This is a genomic window from Phormidesmis sp. 146-12 (assembly GCF_052939495.1).
The window spans coordinates 10194-33255 of the sequence record NZ_JBJPHS010000005.1; the positions used below are offsets into that span (position 1 = coordinate 10194).

17 protein-coding genes and 1 pseudogene are annotated in these 23062 nt (G+C 50.6%); 9 read left to right on the forward strand and 9 right to left on the reverse strand.

Annotated features, from left to right (window positions below):
* The coding region (locus tag ACKFKF_RS03680) for a tetratricopeptide repeat protein (protein ID WP_446866438.1) at window positions 1-762 on the forward strand (762 nt) is incomplete at its 5' end.
* 56 nt (window positions 763-818) lie between these two features.
* Here the strand turns inward: ACKFKF_RS03680 and ACKFKF_RS03685 are convergent.
* The 4 genes from ACKFKF_RS03685 to ACKFKF_RS03700 all read right to left on the reverse strand — a co-directional run bounded on the left by ACKFKF_RS03685 (window position 819) and on the right by ACKFKF_RS03700 (window position 2336).
* Entirely contained in the window at window positions 819-1067 is a 249-nt protein-coding gene (locus ACKFKF_RS03685; protein ID WP_446866439.1) for a hypothetical protein, read from the reverse strand.
* A 3-nt stretch (window positions 1068-1070) separates the two neighbouring features.
* On the reverse strand, window positions 1071-1424 hold the full coding sequence (locus ACKFKF_RS03690; RefSeq protein WP_446866440.1) for a DUF6883 domain-containing protein: 354 nt from the start codon (window positions 1422-1424) through the stop codon (window positions 1071-1073).
* A gap of 172 nt (window positions 1425-1596) precedes the next feature.
* Window positions 1597-1935, reverse strand: coding sequence for an element excision factor XisI family protein (locus ACKFKF_RS03695; RefSeq protein ID WP_446856863.1), 339 nt, complete (start codon window positions 1933-1935; stop codon window positions 1597-1599).
* Window positions 1920-2336: a XisH family protein gene (locus ACKFKF_RS03700; RefSeq protein WP_446866441.1), complete on the reverse strand. Its 417-nt coding sequence runs from the start codon at window positions 2334-2336 to the stop codon at window positions 1920-1922. The genes ACKFKF_RS03695 and ACKFKF_RS03700 overlap by 16 nt, the downstream gene beginning before the upstream one ends.
* 270 nt (window positions 2337-2606) lie before the next feature.
* Here ACKFKF_RS03700 and ACKFKF_RS03705 point away from each other — a divergent pair, with 270 nt between their 5' ends.
* Together ACKFKF_RS03705 and ACKFKF_RS03710 are read left to right on the forward strand one after the other, a co-directional pair.
* Window positions 2607-2861 (forward strand): type II toxin-antitoxin system ParD family antitoxin, encoded by a 255-nt coding sequence (locus ACKFKF_RS03705; protein ID WP_446866442.1) that lies wholly within the window; start codon window positions 2607-2609, stop codon window positions 2859-2861.
* 6 nt (window positions 2862-2867) lie between these two features.
* The gene (locus ACKFKF_RS03710; RefSeq protein WP_446856872.1) at window positions 2868-3164 is read left to right on the forward strand and encodes a type II toxin-antitoxin system RelE/ParE family toxin; all 297 of its coding nucleotides are present in this window, start codon (window positions 2868-2870) and stop codon (window positions 3162-3164) included.
* 513 nt (window positions 3165-3677) lie between these two features.
* On the opposite strand, the gene ACKFKF_RS03715 is transcribed toward ACKFKF_RS03710, so the two are convergent.
* Both ACKFKF_RS03715 and ACKFKF_RS03720 read right to left on the reverse strand, forming a co-directional pair.
* Window positions 3678-4298 (reverse strand): DUF3611 family protein, encoded by a 621-nt coding sequence (locus ACKFKF_RS03715; protein ID WP_446866443.1) that lies wholly within the window; start codon window positions 4296-4298, stop codon window positions 3678-3680.
* A gap of 174 nt (window positions 4299-4472) precedes the next feature.
* Window positions 4473-4730 (reverse strand): helix-turn-helix domain-containing protein, encoded by a 258-nt coding sequence (locus ACKFKF_RS03720; RefSeq protein WP_446866444.1) that lies wholly within the window; start codon window positions 4728-4730, stop codon window positions 4473-4475.
* Window positions 4731-4839: 109 nt separating this feature from the next.
* Here ACKFKF_RS03720 and ACKFKF_RS03725 point away from each other — a divergent pair, with 109 nt between their 5' ends.
* A complete protein-coding gene (locus tag ACKFKF_RS03725; RefSeq protein ID WP_446866445.1) occupies window positions 4840-5043 on the forward strand; it encodes a hypothetical protein in 204 nt (67 codons plus the stop codon).
* Window positions 5044-5068: 25 nt separating this feature from the next.
* Here ACKFKF_RS03725 and ACKFKF_RS03730 read toward each other — a convergent pair whose 3' ends face one another.
* Window positions 5069-5758: a Uma2 family endonuclease gene (locus ACKFKF_RS03730; RefSeq protein ID WP_446866446.1), complete on the reverse strand. Its 690-nt coding sequence runs from the start codon at window positions 5756-5758 to the stop codon at window positions 5069-5071.
* A 5-nt stretch (window positions 5759-5763) separates the two neighbouring features.
* Complete coding sequence (gene hisD / locus ACKFKF_RS03735; RefSeq protein ID WP_446856857.1) at window positions 5764-7077, reverse strand: histidinol dehydrogenase; 1314 nt, start codon at window positions 7075-7077, stop codon at window positions 5764-5766.
* 209 nt (window positions 7078-7286) lie between these two features.
* On the opposite strand from hisD, the gene rpsT reads away from it, so the two are divergent.
* The 5 genes and pseudogenes from rpsT (at window position 7287) to ACKFKF_RS03760 (ending at window position 20303) form a co-directional block, all read left to right on the forward strand.
* The gene (gene rpsT / locus ACKFKF_RS03740) at window positions 7287-7589 is read left to right on the forward strand and encodes a 30S ribosomal protein S20 (protein WP_446856856.1); all 303 of its coding nucleotides are present in this window, start codon (window positions 7287-7289) and stop codon (window positions 7587-7589) included.
* Window positions 7590-7706: 117 nt separating this feature from the next.
* Window positions 7707-8540, forward strand: coding sequence for a TatD family hydrolase (locus ACKFKF_RS03745; protein WP_446866447.1), 834 nt, complete (start codon window positions 7707-7709; stop codon window positions 8538-8540).
* A 390-nt stretch (window positions 8541-8930) separates the two neighbouring features.
* Entirely contained in the window at window positions 8931-12254 is a 3324-nt protein-coding gene (gene rpoB, locus ACKFKF_RS03750; protein WP_446856854.1) for a DNA-directed RNA polymerase subunit beta, read from the forward strand.
* Between the two features lie 99 nt (window positions 12255-12353).
* Window positions 12354-18368: pseudogene (locus ACKFKF_RS03755) on the forward strand (DNA-directed RNA polymerase subunit beta').
* 159 nt (window positions 18369-18527) lie between these two features.
* Window positions 18528-20303 carry an alpha/beta hydrolase gene (locus ACKFKF_RS03760; RefSeq protein ID WP_446866448.1) on the forward strand — a complete coding sequence of 592 codons (1776 nt, stop codon included), beginning with the start codon at window positions 18528-18530 and terminating at the stop codon, window positions 20301-20303.
* 36 nt (window positions 20304-20339) lie between these two features.
* On the opposite strand, the gene ACKFKF_RS03765 is transcribed toward ACKFKF_RS03760, so the two are convergent.
* Entirely contained in the window at window positions 20340-23000 is a 2661-nt protein-coding gene (locus ACKFKF_RS03765; protein WP_446866449.1) for a sensor histidine kinase, read from the reverse strand.
* Between the last annotated feature and the right edge of the window lie 62 nt (window positions 23001-23062).

Consider the following 23062-nt stretch of genomic DNA (forward strand, 5'->3'; position numbering starts at 1 on the left):
GCGCAAGGACGATTGACTGAAGCTGAACCGCTCTATGGGCGATCGCTGGAGATGACTGAACGGCTGTTTGAAGGCGACCATCCCGATGTAGCAAGCAGTCTCAACAACCTGGCATATCTCTACAACGCGCAAGGACGATTGACTGAAGCTGAACCGCTCTATGGGCGATCGCTGGAGATGAGACACCGGCTGTTTGAAGGCGACCATCCCGATGTGGCACTCAGTCTCAACAACTTGGCATTACTCTACAACGCGCAAGGACGATTGACTGAAGCTGAACCGCTTTTGGTGCGATCACTGGAGATGAAACAACGGCTGTTTAAAGGCGACCAGACCGATGTGGCACTCAGTCTCAACAACCTGGCATATCTCTACAACGCGCAAGGACGATTGACTGAAGCTGAACCGCTCTATGGGCGATCGCTGGAGATGAGACACCGGCTGTTTGAAGGCGACCATCCCGATGTGGCAAGCAGTCTCAACAATCTGGGAGCGTTTTACTATGAGCAGGGTCGATTGACGCAAGCAGAACCTTTGCTCGTCCGTGCGTTAGCGATGCGGGAGAAAATTTTAGGGGCTGACCATCCTGATACGGTTGTCGCTCGTCGATGGTTGACAAGTGTTCGTCAGGCAATGCAGCGCACTCAACCGTCTCGGCAGAAAACCCCGCTGATTGTGCGACTGTTGCGGAAAGCTCGATCGCTCATTCGGCAAATTCTGAGAACACTCCGTCGATCCATCACTGCACGATCGCTCCACTAATACACTCCAGCCAAGATAGCGCGATCGAATCCCCGAACAGTCGAAACAGTCGAACATCAACTCGCAGCGATCGCGCTCATGTCCTTCTGTCCCCAAACCTCCGGCAAAACCTCCACCCAAGACACCGGAACTGACACCACCTCAACCGTCTCACCCTGCCGAAACACCTCGATCGTATAGCCCAATTCCTGATGCACCTCAGAAAACGGCAACACATCCACAATCACACCGCGATCGCCCACTCTCACCGCACCATCCGGCACATCCCGCAGCAAAACAACCCAATGAAATAGCGCATCGCTCACTTTTTAGTCCTCCTGCCCTTCAAGCTCATCCTTAGACTTATTCGGATACAGCGTCACAAACCGAATCACATCAGAACCCGTGTCACTCTGCCAGATCGTCACCACTCTCAATCTGCGACCATTCAAGCCGCTCCACTGACAATTGACCCTAAATCTTGTACCCCACTCCGTTACGATCGTCTCTGCGACATCCAATCCCTCAACCGCTCTCAGTATATCCTGCCTCAACAATTGCCAAGTTTGAAGCGTATAGCCCGCACCAGCCAGAAACTCAGACTTGTCATCTTTCGGCTGATAAATCAAGAGATAATTTGTCAATTTCTGCTCTTGAATGACCAGGCCCGATGGCATTTTCATCCCATTCAATCCAATTCCAGTGAGCCTAGTATATAAGACCACTCCAACACAGCGATCGTTCGGCAAATTCTGAGATTGTTGCGCGATCTGCCTTAGCAGATATCTCTTCGAGATCGTTGAAGTCCCTCAGTGCAATTTGTGAGTTGAAGGGGTGCGATCGCAACAATATTGTTTATGCAACTCCAAACCCTGTATAAACTCGCATATTTGGGGCTTGAAATCCCAGCACAATATCCTCTTTTGGCACACCCATCGCCATTAAATCATGAGCAATTTGCCGCTCAGTAGTATTCTGCTGCACCCAGATCTTGCCTTCTCGAATATCCAAATGCATTACACAACCATAGACTCGCCGATGTCCATCCCAGCCGACATTGATCGCTTGGTAGTGATCCTGTTGAGTATCAAAAACCGTGTAGGATTCAATTTCACCATTCGCGATCGGCATTGACACATACTCGCTCAGATACGCTTGAATCAACCGTCGATAGTTTTCTAAAGTTTGATCCATTGCACAATCACCTCTTGAACTGGGTCATAGACCAATCGGCTAATTTGATACCGTTCGACTGAAATTTGAGCAAACTCTCGCTGAAAAAACGACTCATGCACTGCGATCGGCACTGCCAGATACAGGAATCGATCCGGTTCTTTCAAGTCTAATGCGAGGCGATAGTTGAGAAATTGCCCCAATGCCGCATGATAATCGGTCAGCGGAGAATCTCCTAAGAATGATTTCACCTCAACTGCAATTTTCTCCTCTGCTCGATCCGCCGCCAGCAGCCTTTCTGCCCCCAAGTCAATCTCAAATTTAGTTCCTCCCACATCAAGCTTAAATGGATCAGTGACAACCCACTGTTCTTTTTGTAATGCAGCCTTCACTGCCTGATGAAACAGATCTTTTGCTGCCATTCTGTCCTCTGTGCGATCGCATTCTCTATTTTACTCAGAGGTCATCCAGAGGCAATCGATCGTCTCAGCAGAAAACCCCGCTAATTGTGCGACTGTTGCGACAAGTCCGAGCACGAAGTGTAGCGAAGCTTTCGTTCCTCCGGCAAATTCTGAGATTGTTTCGCAATCTGCCTTAGCAGATATCTCTTCGAGATCGTTGAACACTCAGTCTGTCTGAGTTTCAATCATTGATAGAGCAACTATGATGAGACTATCGCGAGGACTCAAGCCATGAGTATTATTCTCAATCCTGACAACGAGAAATTTGTTCAGGCCCAAATTCAGACAGGTCGGTTTGCCAGCGCAGAGGATGTGATCAATGCTGCGTTAGAAATCTTTGCTGACCGAGAGAAGCGATTAGCAGAGTTGCGTCAAAAGATTCAATCTGGCACAGAGCAATTGCGAAATGGAGAGGGGGTAGAGGGCGAAGCAGTCTTCGATCGACTTCAAGCCAGAATCCGACAGCACTCTTCCTCGCAATCGTGAGTCAATATACGTACGTTCTCGCCCGATGCGATTCGAGATTTGGAAACGGTCTGTGATGGGTTGACGCAAATTGATTCTGCTGTAGCTTCTCGGCTGTTCGATCGGATTCGACAGAAATGCAAATTAGTGGCGGATTTTCCATTGCTGGGGAAACGCTATGAGGAACTTGCGCCAGATCTTCGAGGCTTTGTGGTCGATGATTATTGCGTGTTTTATTATCCTCTGCCAGACGGGATCGAAGTGGTCAGAGTAATCAACGGGCGAAGGGATATCGAGACGCTCTTTGGGCAATCAGACGAGTGAAATTGAGCGATTATGAATCGAGTCTCTCTATTTAATTAAACGTGGATTCGATCAAATCTTTCGCTGCGGTTGTGAATCCAGGCAGCCCCCTAAATCCCCCACGAGTGAGGGACTTTGAACCCAAGATCTTGTCTGAAAGTCCCCCAAAATTGGGGGGTTGGGGGGCAGAAGCGCTGAAGAACGAAGCGAAAAAATTCCATCGAATTCACGTTAATTAAAAGCGATGTCAGGCGTTCCACTGTCCCGGTAGAAAGCCCCGCTAATTTTGCGACTGTTGCGGAAAATTCGATTTTTCCTCCGCCGAATTCTGAGATTGTTGCGCGATCTGCCTTAGCAGATATCTCTTCGAGATCGTTGAAGTCCCTCAGTGCAATTTGTGAGTTGAAGGGGTGCGATCGCGACAATGCTGTTTATGCAAACCATAGACTCGCCGATGTCCATCCCAGCCGACATTGATCGCTTGGTAGTGATCCTATTGAATATCACAGTGTAGGATCCAATTTCACCAACGGTCTACTGTCGGTGTAGCCACTCAAACACACTTGCAGAAGCGACCGTTCCGGCAAAGTGGGCGGCAATGCCGAGAATATTTGCTAACGCCACAAAAATGTCGATCGATCGAATCATTCGAGTTGGGGCATAGATGGCGGCTCCTTGAGGCAGCGCAATTGTTTTTGCCAGCAGTACGCTCAAAATTGAAATGCCGCCCACAATAGTGACAAACATTCCTACAAATCCAACCAGCGCACCCAGACGCAGCAGTTGCAGAACTTCACCTTTAGGGGGATGAGTCTCAGGATTTGGATTACGCAGCCTTCTAGCAAAACGAGTCTGCCGATACGCCAAAAAAGTGCTAAACAACAGCACCAATAAGCCACCCACCGCCCAAAAAATCCCAATTCCAATCCCAGGAGTTGTCCCTTGAACTGCCGGATCAATGCCCGTCCCTGGAATCGCAGGAATCGTGAAGGTGGCTAGATTAAAGCTTCGACCGACGATCGCAAAGAGCAACAACAGCACGATCGCGGCAGTAAAGGCCAGGTCAATCCAAACCCCGACCCAGCCCACAATGCGTAAAATACCGCCTACTCGCTCTAACTTTGCAGTCAGGGCAGGTGATTCTGTCGTTTGCATAACCAAGTTTCCTAGTTCAATCCCATAACAGATACAAACTAGCGAGAACAGCAAAACGACGCGACTATCGTAAGAGAGAATCAGCCAGCGATCGCACAGGAGTCCTTTAGGCTGTGGATTGGTTGGAGAAGTTGGGAGCGATCGCAGTCATGATATTTCTGAGCGGCTTATCTCTCAGTTCTCTTCATCCAAGCTCTCATCCTCTCGCATCAAATCCCCCAGATACAGCTTGATAAATTCCTCTGCTGCATCGGGACTAATACTTTTTAGAGCTTTGACGATCTCCGCAACCGTTTCTGCGTTGGGGTCTACCTGTTCATGAAACCACCGATTGACGACGGCTCGATCGACTCTCAAGATGACCGCGAGTTTGTTCTGACTAATCTTGTGCGCTGCTAGTGCCTGTTTGAGGGCTTTTCCTGCTCTTCCCATGCCCTTGATCGTGTCAGAGGATCAGGAGCTAGTAAATGTTGATATTTAAGTCAACGTATGCCAGAATAGTGTTGACTTAAATATCAACAGAGCGTCAGGTGAAAAAATTATGTCGTATGGCGATCGTTTAAGACGATGGGCTGTTGTGATTCGGCTGCTCGAAAATATGCAGCGCATTACGGTCGCTCGTTGCGCTTCAAAATCAGATGCAGATGGTTACGCGCAAGTGTTTCGTCGTCTCATCCCGAATGCTACTTTTATCGTCGTGTTTGACCCACCAGATCTTGAGGAGGGCGATCGAGACACCGACTAGCTAAATCTACTCCAATTCATCAGGGTTAACGCCCAGCGATCGCAGCCTCTCCTCCAACCGCCTTGCTCGCTCGCTCTTCTGCTTGCGCTGCCTTCTCTTCTGCCCGTGCTGCTATCTCTTGTGGACTGGGAACCAACTCGCCTTCTAAAGTAAAAAACCGTAACTTTTGCTCAAAAACTCCCAGATACAGATTCAACTGGTGACTGATCAGCCAGCCTTGCTCGTTAGGTTCGATCGGTTGATACTCGCCAGAAGTCAGGCAAAATCCCTGAAATTCCAGCGTCTCTGGATGAAACCAGAAATATTCAGGCGTGCGAAACGTGTCTTGATAGAGTTGCTTTTTGGTGGTGCGATCGATCGTCGCCGTACTTGCAGACAACATCTCGACAATCACATTGGGATACTTGCCATCCTCTCCCCACAGCACCCAACTCTTGCGCGGATGTGGATCAGTCCCCAACACTACAAAAAAGTCAGGCCCTCGAAAATCGCGTGACTTGATTTGATCTTCGTTGAAGTAGATCGTCAAATTTCCACTAGCGTAGAAGTCCGATCGCTCCCGCCACCACGCCTTCAGGCAAGCCAACAATAGCTCAACCTGTTCTCGATGCCAGTCAGTTTCCAAGGGAGGCTCATCACTGTACAGATCAGTCGGCGGAACAATGATCACCTCTCCCGTCATCGCATCCACTAGACTCGTTTTAACCGGAGACATGGCAGTTAAGCGTCAGGTTTGAGATTGCCACGAACTCGCAAGCGGACGGAATTTGCGTGAGAAGGCAACCCCTCCGCTGTCGCTAGATGATCGATCGCTTTCGCCACTTTCTCCAAAGCCGTCTGCGAATATTGCACCAAGCTGGAATGCTTCAAAAACGTCTCGACTCCCAAGGGCGACGCATAGCGAGCCGATCCAGAAGTCGGCAACGTGTGGTTTGGCCCTGCCAAATAGTCACCCACCGCTTCAGGAGTCGAACTGCCCAAGAAAATCGCTCCCGCATGACGAATATTTTGCAGCAAGCTCCACGGGTCGTCCACCTCCAATTCCAGGTGTTCAGGCGCAAAATCGTTGGAGAGATCGGCCGCTGCCTCCAGAGAATCGACGATCGCCACCAGTCCATAATGCGCGATCGCTTTCTCGGTCAAAATCCGCCGGGGATGGTCAATCAGTTGCCGCTCGACTTCATCCACCACTTTTCGCGCCAGAGTCGCATCGGTCGTCAACAAAATCGCCGCCGCCATCGCGTCATGTTCTGCTTGAGCCAGCATATCCGCCGCTACAAACGCTGGATTCGCCGTCTCGTCTGCAATGATCAGCACCTCAGAGGGGCCCGCTAGAGAATCAATTCCTACCGTTCCATAAACCAACTTTTTGGCCAGCGTCACATAGATGTTTCCAGGGCCAGTAATCACATCCACTTTGGGAATCGTTTCAGTCCCGTAGGCCAGAGCGGCGATCGCCTGCGCTCCCCCAACTCGATAAATTTCTGTAACACCGGCCTCTTGAGCGGCGACCAAAACGGCTGCATTGATGGTCTTATCCTTGCCTGGAGGAGTGACCATGACAATTCGAGGCACTTGAGCCACCTTCGCAGGAACGGCATTCATCAAGACAGTACTGGGGTAACAGGCCTGACCACCGGGAACGTAAAGTCCCGCTCGATCGACGGGCGTATACCGTTTCCCCAAGACGACCTCATCCTCGCCAAAATGCACCCAGCTCTTGGGCACCCGTTGTCGATGGAAGGACTCGATCTGCTCTCTAGCAAACTGGATCGAGGTCAACAACTCTTTAGAAACTTGTTGGTAGGCAGCATCCAGTTCTGAGCCACTGACTCGCAGGTCTTCTGGTTTTAGATCTTGACGATCGAATTCCAAGGTGTAATCTAACACCGCCCGATCGCCCTGTCGCTTAACGGCTTGCAGTACCTCCCGGACTGTCGCTTCCTTATGCACAACTTGATCGTCATGAGTGCGATCGCAGATCCGTCGCAGTTCTGTTCTAGCCTCAGCCCACTGAGTAATGATTCGCAGCATGGAGTTAGGAGTGTCAGTCTTGAGATAACCCGATCGAGAAAGGGGTTTGGAGCATTCTAGCGACCATACAGGCTAGGCAAACCCACGCTCGTTTCTCTAGCTTAACCTGGATTTTTCAGGGATCATCCCATCGTTGAAGGTTGATGCTATAGTAATTTATCTAGCGATTTCTATGTCCAACTCTAGATAAAGTTCTTCTGAGATTTATTGTGGCAAACATCAAATCCGCACAAAAGCGCGTCAAAATTGCAGAACGCAACCGTCTGCGTAACAAAGCTTACAAGTCAGCCGTTAGGACGCTGATGAAAAAATTTCTGACTGCTGTTGATACCCATGCGGCTCAACCAACTCCCGAAACCGAGAAGGAAGTCCAGTCGGCGATGTCATCTGCTTACAGCAAGATTGACAAAGCGGTGAAGCGGGGCGTTCTTCATGCCAACACGGGTGCCCGTCGTAAGGCGCGTCTCGCAAAAGCGCTGAAGACTAAAGTGGCGGCGAGTACTGTTTCCTAGAAGTCCCTTACAGGTGACTCGAAGAGGTCGCTCCCTTCGCACGAGATTGAAGAAATAAAGATAAAGTAGAGTTCTTGATTTCGGTTGAGAACTTGATTTTCTGTCTTGACTTCCCTCATGCAACTGATTGACACCCACGTTCATATCAACTTTGACGCATTCCAGCCCGATTTGGATGCGATAGCTCGTCGTTGGCGAGAAGCGGGAGTCGTTCATCTTGTTCACTCTTGCGTCGAGCCAAGCGAATTTGCTGGAATTCAACAACTCGCCGATCGCTTCCCCGAACTCTCTTTTGCGGTGGGGCTGCATCCTCTGGATGTCGAAGAAAAATGGACGGCGGATTCTTCTCAGCAGATTTTGACGTTGGCGAAGTCAGATCAGCGCGTGGTGGCGATCGGAGAAACTGGGCTAGATTTCTTCAAAGCAGCGAACCGAGAACAGCAGTTTCAGTCCTTTGAGGCACAGTTGGCGATCGCTCAATCTTTGAATCTGCCCGTGATCATTCACTGTCGAGATGCGGCGGCACCGATGGCCGAGTTGTTGCAGCGATTTTGGCAAAAAAATGGGCCGGTAAAAGGCGTAATGCACTGCTGGGGCGGCACTCCTGAAGAAACTCAATGGTTTCTTGATCTGGGTTTCTACATTAGTTTTAGCGGAACAGTCACGTTCAAAAAAGCTCTTCAGATTCAGGAATCGGCAAAAATGGTGCCGGGCGATCGACTTCTCATCGAAACCGATTGTCCGTTCTTAGCGCCTGTCCCCAAGCGGGGCGAAAAACGAAACGAACCGTCGTACGTTCAGTACACTGCTCAACAGGTTGCCCAACTGCGAGAAATTCCTCTGGAGCAACTTGCAGCCCAAACGACCAAAAATGCTTGTCAACTCTTCGGATTGACGGTGCCTCTCTTCGGATTGACGGTGCCTCAATTGGCGTTGCCGATGCTGAAATAGGAGACTTTACAAATTGTTGCGGTTCTTCACCCCCCATCACCCTATTTTTACCTGATCATCGCAAACAGGTCCCACAAATTCGTGGATAAGTCAAGCCACAAAACGTAAATGCTGCGCCATAATGGTTGAGAGTGCAAAATAGAACGATCGAAAAGCAATTTTCCACAAGCTTTATCTTCCTCAATAAAGTTTAACGGCATGGGCGCTCACAAACCTCATCCATCGACCCTGGAAGAACTGGAGACCACACTGGCTATTACACCCTACAACTGAATACTTCATTTTTTTGGATTTCCTTTGGGAGTTCCAAACTTTTTTGCATTGACTTATTTGTGCAAATAGTAATAAAATTCGGGGTTCGCGCTGGGCGTGACCCTTCTGAGGAGACGCATGACTGAGCTTACCTACAACACCCCCGCCTTTGTTTTGCCAGACTTAGTTGAGATCCAGCGGGCTAGTTTCCGTTGGTTTCTCGAAGAAGGCTTGATCGAAGAACTCGACAGTTTTTCGCCGATCACAGACTACACCGGCAAGCTAGAGCTTCACTTTTTAGGGAAGGACTTTAAGCTGAAGCGCCCCAAATATGATGTTGATGAAGCGAAACGTCGAGATAGTACTTACGCAGTACAAATGTACGTTCCAACCCGCCTGATTAACAAGGAGACGGGTGAAATTAAAGAGCAAGAAGTCTTTATTGGTGACTTGCCTTTGATGACCGATCGCGGCACCTTTATTATCAACGGTGCTGAACGGGTCATTGTGAACCAGATTGTTCGCAGTCCCGGTGTTTACTACAAGTCAGAAACCGACAAAAACGGACGACGCGCCTACAACGCGAGCTTGATTCCCAACCGGGGTGCGTGGCTGAAGTTTGAGACGGATAAAAATGACCTGGTGTGGGTGCGGATTGACAAAACTCGCAAACTGTCTGCTCAAGTTCTGCTGAAAGCGTTGGGACTGAGTGACGGTGAGATTTTTGATGCGCTGCGTCACCCTGAGTATTTCCAGAAGACGATCGAGAAAGAAGGGCAATTTGGCGAAGAAGAAGCCTTGATGGAGCTATATCGCAAGCTGCGTCCGGGTGAGCCTCCCACCGTTTCAGGGGGTGCTCAACTGCTAGAATCTCGATTCTTTGACCCCAAACGCTACGATCTGGGCAAAGTGGGACGCTACAAGCTCAACAAAAAGCTGCGTCTCAACGTGCCAGAAACGGTTCGCGTCCTGACTCCGCAAGATATTTTGTCGTCGATCGACTACCTGATCAACCTAGAATTTGACATCGGCAGCATTGACGACATCGATCACCTGGGCAATCGGCGGGTGCGATCGGTTGGTGAGCTACTGCAAAATCAGGTGCGGGTTGGTCTAAATCGATTAGAACGAATCATTCGGGAACGGATGACGGTCTCGGATGCTGATTCGCTCACGCCTGCTTCTCTAGTCAACCCTAAACCGTTGGTAGCTGCGATTAAGGAGTTCTTTGGCTCCTCTCAACTCTCGCAGTTTATGGATCAGACAAATCCTTTGGCAGAGTTGACTCACAAACGTCGTCTCAGCGCATTAGGGCCAGGCGGTTTGACGCGAGAACGGGCAGGCTTCGCAGTGCGGGATATTCACCCGTCTCACTATGGCCGGATTTGTCCGATTGAAACGCCAGAAGGCCCCAACGCAGGTCTGATCGGTTCTCTAGCGACCCACGCTAAAGTGAACGCCTACGGCTTCATCGAAACGCCGTTCTACAAAGTTGAAAACGGACGAGTTCTCAGAGATGTCGCTCCCCTCTACATGACGGCAGATGAAGAAGATGATCTGCGGGTAGCAGCGGGTGACATCACGATGGATGAAGACGGTCGGATCGTCGGCGAATCGGTTGCCGTCCGCTATCGGCAAGATTTCACGACTGCAACGCCTGAAGAAGTGGACTTTGTAGCGGTTTCCCCGGTGCAGATTATTTCTGTGGCAACGTCGCTGATTCCCTTTTTGGAGCACGATGATGCGAACCGAGCGTTGATGGGTTCCAACATGCAACGGCAGGCGGTTCCTCTGTTGCGTCCTGAGCGTCCTTTGGTGGGTACTGGTCTAGAAGCGCAGGCAGCCCGTGACTCTGGGATGGTGATCGTCAGCCGCACCGATGGTGAAGTTACGTTTGTCGATGCGGACAACATTCGGGTGCGTGATTCGCAGACCAACCGAGAGATCACCTACTCGCTGCAAAAGTACCAGCGATCGAACCAGGATACTTGTCTCAACCAGCGCCCGATCGTCTTTATTGGCGATAAGGTCGTTGCGGGGCAGATTCTGGCAGATGGTTCCGCTACTGAAAAAGGCGAACTGGCACTCGGTCAGAATATTCTCGTTGCCTACATGCCGTGGGAAGGCTACAACTACGAGGACGCGATTCTGATTAGCGAACGCCTAGTGCAGGAAGACGTTTACACCTCGATTCACATTGAGAAATTTGAGATTGAGGCACGTCAGACCAAGCTGGGGCCCGAGGAAATCACGCGAGAAATTCCCAACGTTGGGGAAGATGCGCTGCGTCACCTGGATGAAACGGGGATCATTCGCATTGGGGCCTGGGTTGAATCGGGCGATATTCTCGTCGGCAAAGTGACTCCTAAAGGAGAATCGGATCAGCCGCCTGAAGAAAAGCTGCTGCGGGCGATCTTTGGTGAAAAAGCGAGAGACGTGCGCGACAACTCGCTGCGAGTCCCCAACGGTGAAAAAGGTCGGATTGTTGATGTGCGAGTCTTTACCCGTGAGCAGGGCGACGAATTGCCGCCAGGGGCGAACATGGTCGTTCGCGTCTATGTGGCTCAAAAGCGGAAGATTCAAGTCGGAGACAAGATGGCGGGTCGTCACGGTAATAAAGGGATTGTTTCCCGGATTTTGCCGCTCGAAGACATGCCTTATCTCCCCGACGGTCGCGCCGTTGATATCGTGTTGAATCCCCTGGGTGTGCCCAGCCGGATGAATGTGGGTCAAGTCTACGAGTGCCTGTTGGCCTGGGCGGCAGAAAATCTGGATATGCGCTTCAAAATCGTGCCGTTTGATGAAATGCACGGAGAAGAAAAGTCCAGAGAAACCGTTCACGGCAAGATCAGTGAAGCTCAAGACAAACGAATCAAATCCACGGGCGGACAAGATGGCTACTGGCTGTTTAACCCCGACAACCCTGGCAAAATTCAGGTCTACGATGGGCGGACTGGTGAACCCTTCGATCGCCCCGTTACGGTCGGCAAAGCCTACATGCTGAAGCTGGTTCACCTGGTTGACGACAAGATTCACGCTCGCTCGACCGGCCCCTACTCGCTCGTCACACAGCAGCCTCTCGGCGGTAAAGCTCAACAAGGCGGACAGCGATTTGGAGAAATGGAAGTCTGGGCGCTGGAGGCATTTGGAGCCGCTTATACGCTGCAAGAATTGCTGACGGTGAAGTCAGACGACATGCAGGGACGAAACGAAGCGCTGAATGCGATCGTCAAGGGCAAAGCCATTCCTCGTCCGGGCACGCCCGAATCCTTCAAGGTGCTGATGCGCGAACTTCAGTCGCTCTGTCTTGATGTTGCAGTTCACAAGGTGGAAACCAAGGAAGACGGCAGCAGTAAAGACATGGAAGTTGACTTGATGGCGGATGTGAACAGTCGCCGCGCGCCTTCTCGACCGACCTATGAATCCATTTCGCGCGATGCGATGGACGACGACGAAGACTAGAAATGCGCTGAGTTTTGGGTGGCTTTGATCGACTCAAGCTGCTCAAGACTCACCCTTTCACCCTTTAGCGCCAATCGAATATTAAGGAAGAATTACGCGATGCCAAAGCTAGAGCAGCGATTTGACTACGTTAAAATCGGTCTGGCATCTCCCGATCGCATTCGCCAATGGGGAGAGAGAACTTTGCCCAATGGTCAGGTCGTGGGTGAAGTCACCAAGCCAGAAACGATTAACTACCGCACCCTCAAGCCCGAAATGGATGGCTTGTTTTGTGAGCGGATTTTTGGGCCTGCAAAGGATTGGGAATGTCATTGCGGTAAATATAAGCGGGTGCGCCATCGCGGGATTGTCTGCGAACGCTGCGGCGTTGAAGTCACCGAGTCTCGGGTGCGTCGTCACCGCATGGGCTATATCAAACTGGCGGCTCCGGTCGCTCACGTCTGGTATCTCAAAGGGATTCCCAGCTACATGGCGATCTTGTTAGACATGCCTTTGCGGGATGTGGAGCAGATCGTTTACTTCAATGCCTATGTCGTTCTCGATCCGGGCAATGCGGAAAATCTCACTTATAAGCAACTGCTGACCGAAGATCAGTGGATTGAGATCGAAGACGAACTTTACAGCGAAGATTCTAAGCTCTCAGGCATTGAAGTGGGAATTGGGGCGGAGGCGCTGCAACGTTTGCTGCAAGACATTAATTTGGATACGGAAGCCGAGCAGCTTCGCGAAGAGATTGCCGTCTCCAAAGGGCAAAAACGCGCCAAGTTGATCAAGCGTCTGCGCGTTATGGACAACTTCATCGCTACAGGTTCTCGTCCTGATTGGATGGTGTTGGACGTGATCCCGGTGATTCCACCTGACTTGCGTCCGATGGTGCAGTTGGATGGGGGACGGTTTGCCACCTCCGACTTGAATGATCTGTATCGTCGCGTCATCAACCGCAACAACCGACTCGCCCGTTTGCAGGAAATTCTCGCGCCTGAAATCATTGTTCGTAACGAAAAACGGATGCTTCAGGAAGCGGTCGATGCCCTGATTGATAACGGTCGTCGCGGTCGAACTGTGGTTGGCGCAAATAACCGTCCGCTTAAATCCCTCTCTGACATTATTGAAGGGAAACAGGGTCGATTCCGGCAAAACCTTTTGGGTAAGCGGGTTGATTATTCGGGACGTTCTGTAATCGTGGTTGGGCCGAAACTGAAGATTCACCAGTGCGGACTGCCGAGAGAAATGGCGATCGAGCTATTCCAGCCCTTTGTGATCCACCGTCTGATTCGTCAGGGATTGGTCAACAACATCAAAGCGGCGAAGAAGCTAATTCAGCGCAACGATCCAACCGTCTGGGAAGTCTTGGAAGAGGTGATCGAAGGCCACCCCGTTTTCCTCAACCGCGCCCCGACACTGCACCGACTGGGGATTCAAGCCTTTGAGCCGATTTTGGTGGATGGTCGAGCGATTCAGCTTCATCCTCTCGTTTGTCCGGCGTTTAACGCTGACTTTGACGGTGACCAGATGGCGGTTCACGTTCCCCTGTCGATCGAAGCGCAGTCGGAGGCTCGTTTGCTGATGTTGGCTTCTAACAACATTCTTTCTCCCGCAACGGGGCGACCGATCATCACGCCTAGCCAAGATATGGTGTTGGGCTGCTACTACCTGACGACCGAAAATCTGGCCGGGCAGGAAGGTGCAGGCACCTATTTTGCCAACTTGGAGGACGCGATCAACGCTTACGAGCAGAAGAAAGTTGACCTCCACGCCTATGTTTGGGTGCGTTACGACGGCAAAATCGACCCAGAAGATCCCGAATTGATCAGCGAAGAGACGACACCCGATGGAATCGTCACCCGCACCTACAGCGATCGTCGCGTTCGCGTTGATGCAGACGGTGTTCTCATTTCGCAGTACGTCAAAACTACACCAGGGCGGATCATTCTCAACAAAACGATTCAGGAAGCACTGGCACTTTAGAACGTTTGAGAGGTTGGGCTTTAGGCGATTCAAATCGTGCCGCCTAGAGTCCCCTGTCTAACGTCCAAAGCCCACGAGCGTCAGGTTTGACAATTTCAGATTTTTGAGCGATCGCGCAAATCTAAAACAGTAGAAGCGGGGCAAATAATGGCACAGAATTCAGATAAGCATGTTTTTCGCAACTATGTGGTCAGCAAAAAGCAGTTGACCAATTTGATCGCGTGGTCGTTCACCAACTACGGGACGGCTCGGACAGCTCAGATGGCGGATTTGCTCAAAGATTTGGGCTTCCGGTATGCCACCAAAGCAGGGGTTTCGATCAGTGTGGATGACTTGCAAATCCCACCGAGTAAGCGTCAGTTGCTAGATGCAGCCGAAGAAACGATTCGTGACACTGAGGATCGCTACACTCGCGGCGAAATCACCGAAGTGGAACGGTTCCAAAAAGTAATTGACACCTGGAACGGGGCCAGTGAAGAACTCAAAGACGAAGTGGTCAAACACTTTCGATCGAACGACCCCCTTAACTCGGTCTACATGATGGCCTTCTCTGGTGCCAGAGGAAACATCTCTCAGGTGCGTCAGTTGGTTGGAATGCGCGGCTTGATGGCAAACCCGCAGGGGGAAATTATTGACTTGCCCATTAAGACTAACTTTAGGGAAGGTCTGACCGTGACTGAGTACATCATCTCCTCCTACGGTGCCCGCAAAGGACTGGTAGATACGGCACTGCGGACGGCTGACTCCGGCTATCTGACCCGTCGATTGGTGGACGTTTCGCAAGATGTGATCGTGCGCGAACTCGACTGTGGTACGGAACGAGGCATTCCGGCCCTGCCGATGATGGATGGCGATCGCGTTCTTATTCCCCTCAAGGACAGACTTCTGGGACGAGTCGCTGCTGAAGACGTGCTGCATCCTGAGACAGGCGAAGTGATCGTCAAGCGCAACGAAGCCATTTCTAACGAGATGACGGAGCAGATCGGCAGAGCAAAGATTGCCCAGATTGTGGTGCGATCGCCTCTGACCTGTGAAGCGGCTCGTTCCGTTTGTCAGCTTTGCTATGGCTGGAGTCTGGCACACGCCCATCTGGTGGACATTGGGGAAGCGGTCGGGATTATTGCGGCTCAGTCGATCGGGGAACCTGGCACCCAGCTTACAATGCGGACATTCCACACGGGCGGGGTGTTTACGGGTGAGATGGCGCGTCAGGAGAAAGCTGGATTTGATGGCGTGATGCGCGTTCCCAAACGACTGAGAACTCGACCTTTGAGAACCCGTCACGGCGAAGATGCGCTGATTGTGGAATCGGCTGGCTCCGATATCAAGATCACGCTGGAAGGAAAAGGTAGCCTCCAGCAAGTCTTCTCGGTTTCTCAAGGCGCGACGCTGATGGTCAAAGATGGTCAGCACGTCAAAACCGGACAGATTTTGGCAGAAGTCCCCTTAACGGGTCGCGGTCGCAAAACGACTGAAAAAGCTGCCAAAGACGTAGCTTCTGACTTGGCAGGTGAAGTCAAGTTTGAAGACCTGGTGCCCGAAGAGAAGAAAGACCGTCAGGGGAACACGACGCGCATCGCCCAAAGGGGCGGTTTGACTTGGATTCTTTCTGGCGAAGTGTATAACCTGCCACCGGGTGCAGAACCTGCGGTCAAGAATGGCGATCGCGTCCAGGCAAACGGGGTGATTGCGGAAACCAAGCTCGTTACTGAAAATGGCGGCGTGGTGCGTCTCCCGGAAGTCGGTGAAGGAAAAGGCGGGCGAGAAGTCGAGATTATTACGGCTTCTGTGATGCTGGATCAGGCGAGAGTGCGGGTTGAAAGCCATCAAGGGCGTGACCAGTATCTATTAGAAACCACAGGCGGCCAGCTTTTCTCACTCAAAGCCACCCCCGGAACTCAAGTCACCAACAGTCAAGTTGTCGCGGAACTGATCGACGATCGCTATCGCACCAACACGGGCGGCATCATTAAATACTCTGGTGTGGAAATTGCCAAGCGAGGCAAAGCCAAACAGGGGTATGAAGTCGTTCAGGGCGGAACGCTGCTGTGGATTCCGGAAGAGGCCCACGAAGTCAACAAGGACATTTCTCTGTTGATGGTCGAAGATGGTCAGTACGTTGAAGCTGGTACGGAAGTCGTTAAAGACATCTTCTGCCAGAGCAACGGAGTCGTCGAGGTGACTCAGAAAAATGACATTCTTCGGGAGATTGTGATCAAGCCCGGCGAACTGCACATGATCGACAACCTGGATGAAGTTATCACCAAAGAAGCGACGCTGGTGAATCCGGGTCAGCAAGTTATGCCAGGGTTGGTCGTCGATGAGCTTCGCTATGCGGAGTATGTCGAAACTCCTGAAGGGCCGGCGATGCTGCTGCGTCGAGTCACTGAGTTTACGGTTCCCAATGAGCCGTCTGTCCCCAGCCAAGAATCGACGAGTGAAGAAGCTGGGCGATCGATTCGTCTCAGAGCCATTCAGCGTCTACCGTTCAAGGATGGTGAGCGCGTCAAATCAGTTGAAGGGTTAGATTTGCTGCGGACTCAATTGGTTCTCGAAATCGACAAAGACACCCCGCAACTGGCTGCTGATATTGAGCTGGTTGCTGACACCACTGACCCAGAACTGATGCGCCTGCAACTGGTGATTCTCGAATCGCTAGTGATTCGTCGGGACATCTCAGCAGACACGACTCAGGGCAGTACGCACACGCGCGTTTTGGTCAAAGATGGCGACCAGATTGGCCCAGGTGCCGTCGTCGCTCGGACTGAAATTCAGTGTAAAGAAGCCGGAGAAGTGCAGGGGATTCGCCAGGGCAGTGAGGCGATTCGGCGGATTTTGGTGGTGAGAGAAGCGGACACGATCGCGATCGACACCAAAGGCAAAACACCCACCGTCAAAGCAGGAGATCTCCTCGTGTCGGGGGCACAGCTCGCACCGGGAATGCTCCTCGAAGAGTCAGGACAGGTGCTTGAGGTTAGCGATTCTCAGATCAGAATGCGGATTGCTCGTCCTTATCGCGTGTCTCCGGGTGCCGTTCTTCACGTCGATGATGGCGATCTGGTGCAACGGGGTGACAACCTGGTGTTGCTGATTTTTGAGCGCACCAAAACGGGAGACATCATTCAAGGTCTGCCGAGAATTGAAGAACTGCTCGAAGCACGTAAGCCCAAAGAAGGCTGTGTGCTGGCAGAACGTCCCGGTAAAGCTCAGGTCGTCTATGGCGAGGATGACACGGTAGAAGTGAAAGTAGTTGACTCAGACGGACTGGTGACGGAGTATCCGATCGGCCCCGGTCAAAACGTGATCATTTCTGATGATCAGCATGTTCTGGCAGGAGAACGGCTCACAGACGGCCCCGCCAACCCCCATGAGCTTCTAGAAGTGCTGTTCAAAGCCAATCGTGAAGCAGTCGGCATCCATGATGCATCGATGATCAGCTTGAGAGAAGTTCAGACTTTCCTCGTCAACGAAGTGCAGGCGGTGTATCAGTCTCAAGGGATTGATATTTCGGACAAACACATCGAAGTTGTCGTGCGTCAGATGACTTCTAAGGCACGGGTAGACGATGGGGGCGATACCACCATGCTGCCCGGCGAACTGGTCGAACTCTATCAAATCGATCAGGTTAACGAAGCGATGTCGATTACCGGGGGCGCACCTGCTGAATACACGCCCGTCTTGTTGGGGATTACCAAAGCCTCGCTCAACACAGACAGCTTCATCTCGGCAGCAAGTTTCCAAGAAACAACTCGCGTCTTGACCGAAGCGGCGATCGAAGGCAAGTCCGACTGGCTCCGAGGCCTCAAGGAGAACGTGATTATTGGTCGTCTAATTCCCGCTGGAACCGGATTTAACGCTTACGAAGAATCGGGTACGCCGGATGTGGATATGGCTTACGACGGGTCGATCGCCTTTGACGACGAAGGGGATTTGACCGATGTCGTACTGGACGATCGCACGGCTCGCAGTTACGGTTTAGACAGCTTTGATGAGCGTCCGAGCTTTAGCTTTGAGAGCTTTGGCAGTCCTGTCGCTGATGTCGATGCCGAGCCGTTCTCGCCTGTATTAGATGACGACGACGATCTAATTGATGATGGCGTTGACGACGACGATGATGATGACGAAATGGACGATGACGACCTGTAAAGTTTGGCTGATTCTTAATTGACTCGCGAATCGTTCCTCCCTGTTGACACAATGGGGAGGATTTTTTATGTAATGATTCTAGAGTTTGGCAATGAATCGGGGCAAAGGCGCTATGATTGCGACGAAATTTGTATAGCAGAACGTCGCTTCAGAAAACCGATGAGCAACCATCTACTCGCGATTCAAAAATTGGCTGTGGAGAATGGGAAGTTTCCGGGCTACTTTGTTGTCAGCACTGCCCCCATCAATGTAGAAGATCGGTCTCAAACTGATCCAAAAGTTGACCCCGACCAGGCAATTCATGAAATGACTCAATACCTGAAAGAGCACAAAGAAGATGCCGAAATTCTGGTGATGATTCACGGCTATAACACCCCCAGATCAGGGGCTGAATATTGGTATAAAAGCACTTGTGAATATATTTCTCAGCACTATACAGAGATTCCTAAAGGATTGCTGGCAATCGGCTATCGCTGGCCATCTGAGCAAATTGTAGAAGATGAATCGGGCAGCTTTAAAGATAAGCAAGCGGCAGCAAAACAGGCTTTACCCAAGCTGATGAGCCTTGTGACGCGATCGGGCATTGTGGGTCTGATTGTAGGCGTGGTGGGCACTTTAATCAGTATTTTGATCACGCTATCTAGGGTTTACACTGGCTTAGAACTGCTGCTTAGTTTTGTCGTTTTGCTGATTCTTTCGCTGGTTGCGGTTGCGCCAATTTTGACGATTGTTGCGCTGAGATTGACCGTTTATTTTCGAGATACTTTCCGAGCAAGTAATTATGGTGTAGCAGATTTTGTTGAGTTAATTCGACAGTTGGATAGTGCACTAGTTGAGCAATCTGAAGGTGACGATCGCGCTCAAAAACTGGCGGCTTGGAGTCAAAAAAAAGTGCGGTTATCGTTTATTGGCCACAGCATGGGAGCCTTTGTTGTCACCAACGCCATGCGAATTCTTTCTGATGTGTTTGACCCCGGTTCGATCGGAAATTTGGATGTCAACAACCGCGATAAGTGCCCTTCGTCTGAAATTGGTAATGTCTTTCGATTGAGTAAGCTCGTCTTGGTGGCTCCTGACATTCCCGCAGAGTCGATTATCTCAGGTCGAGCGAATACGCTGCGATCGTCTCTGCGTCGATTTGAGGAAGCTTATCTCTTTTGTAATGAGGGCGATATGGCGCTCCGACTTGCTTCTACGTCGGCCAACTACTTTACCTTTCCTGCCAAAACTCGTGATGGGGGCTATCGTCTGGGAAATGTCAATGTTAGAAATAAGCTGCAAAACCGGAAGCGTAATTTGGGCGGGATTGTTAATCTATCAGAAACTGGGCAACTGATAACACCTGCTGATGATCATTTGGTTGCTAAAGATTCAACGTTTTTGAACTACTTGTTTATTCGAGAAAGGACTTCTTTAGCGTCTCGACAAGAACTAATTGGACTGGGAGAAAAACAGAAGTCGATCGCTAAATTGTTTACCTATTTCGACTGTACCAACTATAAAGAAAAGTACCTTGATCCTAAGACCCAACAAGAGAAAGAGATCGGTATTGTCAGCAAGGCGATCGACAAACCTTTTCTTAGTTTTTGGGACTATATTTCTCTGAGTCTGGACTTCTTTACGGGTAAAGTTGACACGCATGGCGGCTATATTTTTAGCCCTCACGCTAACTTGAGTAAACGGCTGATTTATGGCTTAAGCTGTCTTGGATTTGAGAAGTTTCTGGACTCTCTAGAAGCTGATCCTTTATTTCCCAAATTGCTCGAAGACGTTAGAGTTCAGCGATCGGAGTTAGCTCCCAATCAACAAAAAGAACTCGCTTTGTTACAAACCCTCTCCTATTTGTGTGGAAGTAAAGGAATTCAGGTTTTGTTAGCACCCGAACGCTATGCAGTGGATGTGTTAGGAGGAGAAACTGATCGAGATGGCTACTAATTTCAAATATCAGAATGGGTGTTGAAAATTGATTGCTTAAAGCCTGCTAATTGGCAATGTAAACCAGAATGCTGCACCCAGATTTGGAGAACTGACAACTCCCATTTGTCCCTGATGGGCTGTGATGATCTGATGACACAAAAAGAGTCCGAGTCCAAGTCCGGTGAGGTGGTGATTGTGAAATCCTCTCAAATACGGCTTTTTAAAGACTTGAGCGCATTGTTCTTGACTCATTCCTACGCCATTGTCTGTGATCGTACAGCGCAGCAGTCCATCGATTAATTCGACTGCGATCGTAATTCTCAATCCAGGATGATTATGCTTAACTGCATTCGTAATTAAGTTCTCTAAAACTTGACGGATATTCGTAGAATCGGCAACGACAAGCGGCAAATTCTCAGATAGCAAAGTCTCTAATTGGACGTTGTCTTCAATCAATAAAGGATGCAGATCACAAAGCACCGATCGTACTAATTCAGACAATTGAAAGGGTTGACGACTGAGTATATTTTCCTGAGTGTCTTGTGAGCCAGCTTCAGACAACGATCGGATTAAGCTAATTTGATGTTCGCTACTTTCAATCATGCAATTGAGAACCGATCGCGAAAGCACAATCTCTTGATCGGGCTTGTTTTGTAACCGCCTCAAAACCATGAGCATTCCCAAGATGGGTGTTCTCAAATCATGAGTAACGGCATGAAGAAGCGTATCTTTCACCTGATTGGTGGACTGAAGCTGCTCCATATTTTGCTGAAGCTGAAGTGTCCGCTCTGTCACTTGATGTTCTAAACTATTTGCCAGCGTTTGAACTTGCTGATAGAGCGTTCCTTGCTGAATTGCAATCTCGACTTGAGTGGCTAACTTTTCTAACAGTTCAATTTCAAAAGATTGCCACTGACGCGCCTCAGAGCATTGATTGACATTCAACACACCAAACATTTGATTGTCTTGGAAGATCGCGATCGCAATACTGGCACGAATTTGATATTGCTCATAGTAAGCATTAATAAAAGGGGTTTTTTCAGCCTGATCAGAATCGTGATTGACGCGAATATGAGACAACCCAAACGTCTCTCGAACGTCATTCAAAATGCTCATCGGAGATTCTGTGCCCAGCACCGATCGCCAGATTGGATCGACCGATTCTGCAACAACTTTGGCATAGCCCCGCTCGTCAAACTGCGAAAAAAACACGCGATCGACCCCCAAAAACTGCTGCACTTCAGCCACGGTCGTGTTGAGAATTTCCTCAATTTGGAGTGACTGTCTGACTTGCAGCGTGATTTCATTGAGCAGTCGATCGCGCTCACTCAACCGCTGTTGTTCTGTAATGTCCTGCACCGTTCCCGTGATATTCATGCCATTTACTTCGACTTGTTCGCTGACCGTGCGTTCTAATCCGTTGGGCAACACAATCCGGTAACACAGCCGATAAGGTTTGTGCAACAATCGTGCCCTTTCTAAAGCTTGTCTTACTTGATTGCGATCGTCGTGATGTACCCGTCGCAAAAAATTCTCTGGAGTGGGGCGTAGAGATCGGGGTACGTATCCCAAAATTCGATACAGTTCGTCTGACCAGGACAGCGATATCTGCGTCGAACACGGAGACTCATCCCAATCCCAATTGCCAATTTGAGCAACGCGCTGGGCATTCGTCAAACTAGCTTCTTGTTTGCGTAAAAGATCTTCTGCCTGCTGACGTTCTGCGATCGCCGCCGCCAACATCAACGCCATCACGGTCGTCACCCCGACAAACGCCTGCACCTGAGAAATCGCCTGCTGAGAATCGCCAACCCGCATCCAGTCTCGATTTTGGATAACTCCCCAAAGGGCGATCGCTGAGAAAATTAAGCTGCTCAAAACGGTTCCCCGCTGTCCCAGACGCAAGGCCGCCCACCCCAAGACCAAAAACGGCAAATAGTGAAGCAGGTATCGCGCCAGCCCAGACGCATCCTCACCCAATCGCCCCGGAGCAACCAGAACCACCCAGGCGCACAGAATCAGCAACCCCAGCCAAAGCATCACTTCGACCGATCGCCGTCGAAACGATCGATGCTCTCTCCACGCTTTCACTAAAGCGCTCACAGACGGCCGACGCTGGACGGGCTGACTCAACCAGGTCAGTAAAGCAGGAGTCACGACCAAAATCCCAACGCCATCTCCCAGCCAGACAGTCCACCAATTGTCAAGAAGTCCCTGCTCTGGCACTAATCCCGCTAAATAGCCGTTAAGTGTGCTGATTGTGGCGTTGACTGCCGATGAGAAGGCGGCGCCGATCGCTACAAATGAAGACACATCCTGCAACCGCCGCAGGGAAGGACGAAAGCCCACTCTTTGCAACAAAAACTCACCGCTCACCGCTTCTAAAGTACTGCCGATCGTCGCGCCGATCGCCGTCACCCAAGTTACGCCAGAGAGCGATCGCGCAAACAGCAAAGCGCCGAGAGCCACGCCAACCCAGGCGGATCGTCCAAACAACAGCAAGGCTGCCAGAGAGATGCCCGCAGGCGGATAGAACGCCGAAGCTGTTGCATCTGTGCCCAGTTGTACCAGGGAAAAGGCAAATTTGGCACTCAAAAAGTAGGCGACAGCGATCGCGCCAATGAGCAAACCAAAACGCCAGAATCGCCTCGTACTCAGAGACATAAAATTTTCTGAGCCATCAACCCCGTTACCAGCATTCTCGGCTTCTCTCATTGGGCAATTCGGACAACTGAAGCAATCCTTTGAGCAGGCGCGATCGAGCAAGTATGAATCCG

What these genes read in the sequence shown, in the direction of transcription:
- ACKFKF_RS03690 (WP_446866440.1), bottom strand. Translation starts at nt 1,424, where the DNA reads ATGAAAATGCCATCGGGCCTGGTCATTCAAGAGCAGAAATTGACAAAT.
- ACKFKF_RS03695 (WP_446856863.1), bottom strand. Translation starts at nt 1,935, where the DNA reads ATGGATCAAACTTTAGAAAACTATCGACGGTTGATTCAAGCGTATCTG.
- ACKFKF_RS03700 (WP_446866441.1), bottom strand. Translation starts at nt 2,336, where the DNA reads ATGGCAGCAAAAGATCTGTTTCATCAGGCAGTGAAGGCTGCATTACAA.
- ACKFKF_RS03705 (WP_446866442.1), top strand. Translation starts at nt 2,607, where the DNA reads ATGAGTATTATTCTCAATCCTGACAACGAGAAATTTGTTCAGGCCCAA.
- ACKFKF_RS03715 (WP_446866443.1), bottom strand. Translation starts at nt 4,298, where the DNA reads ATGCAAACGACAGAATCACCTGCCCTGACTGCAAAGTTAGAGCGAGTA.
- ACKFKF_RS03720 (WP_446866444.1), bottom strand. Translation starts at nt 4,730, where the DNA reads ATGGGAAGAGCAGGAAAAGCCCTCAAACAGGCACTAGCAGCGCACAAG.
- ACKFKF_RS03725 (WP_446866445.1), top strand. Translation starts at nt 4,840, where the DNA reads ATGTCGTATGGCGATCGTTTAAGACGATGGGCTGTTGTGATTCGGCTG.
- ACKFKF_RS03730 (WP_446866446.1), bottom strand. Translation starts at nt 5,758, where the DNA reads ATGTCTCCGGTTAAAACGAGTCTAGTGGATGCGATGACGGGAGAGGTG.
- hisD (WP_446856857.1), bottom strand. Translation starts at nt 7,077, where the DNA reads ATGCTGCGAATCATTACTCAGTGGGCTGAGGCTAGAACAGAACTGCGA.
- ACKFKF_RS03745 (WP_446866447.1), top strand. Translation starts at nt 7,707, where the DNA reads ATGCAACTGATTGACACCCACGTTCATATCAACTTTGACGCATTCCAG.
- rpoB (WP_446856854.1), top strand. Translation starts at nt 8,931, where the DNA reads ATGACTGAGCTTACCTACAACACCCCCGCCTTTGTTTTGCCAGACTTA.
- ACKFKF_RS03760 (WP_446866448.1), top strand. Translation starts at nt 18,528, where the DNA reads ATGAGCAACCATCTACTCGCGATTCAAAAATTGGCTGTGGAGAATGGG.
- ACKFKF_RS03765 (WP_446866449.1), bottom strand. Translation starts at nt 23,000, where the DNA reads ATGAGAGAAGCCGAGAATGCTGGTAACGGGGTTGATGGCTCAGAAAAT.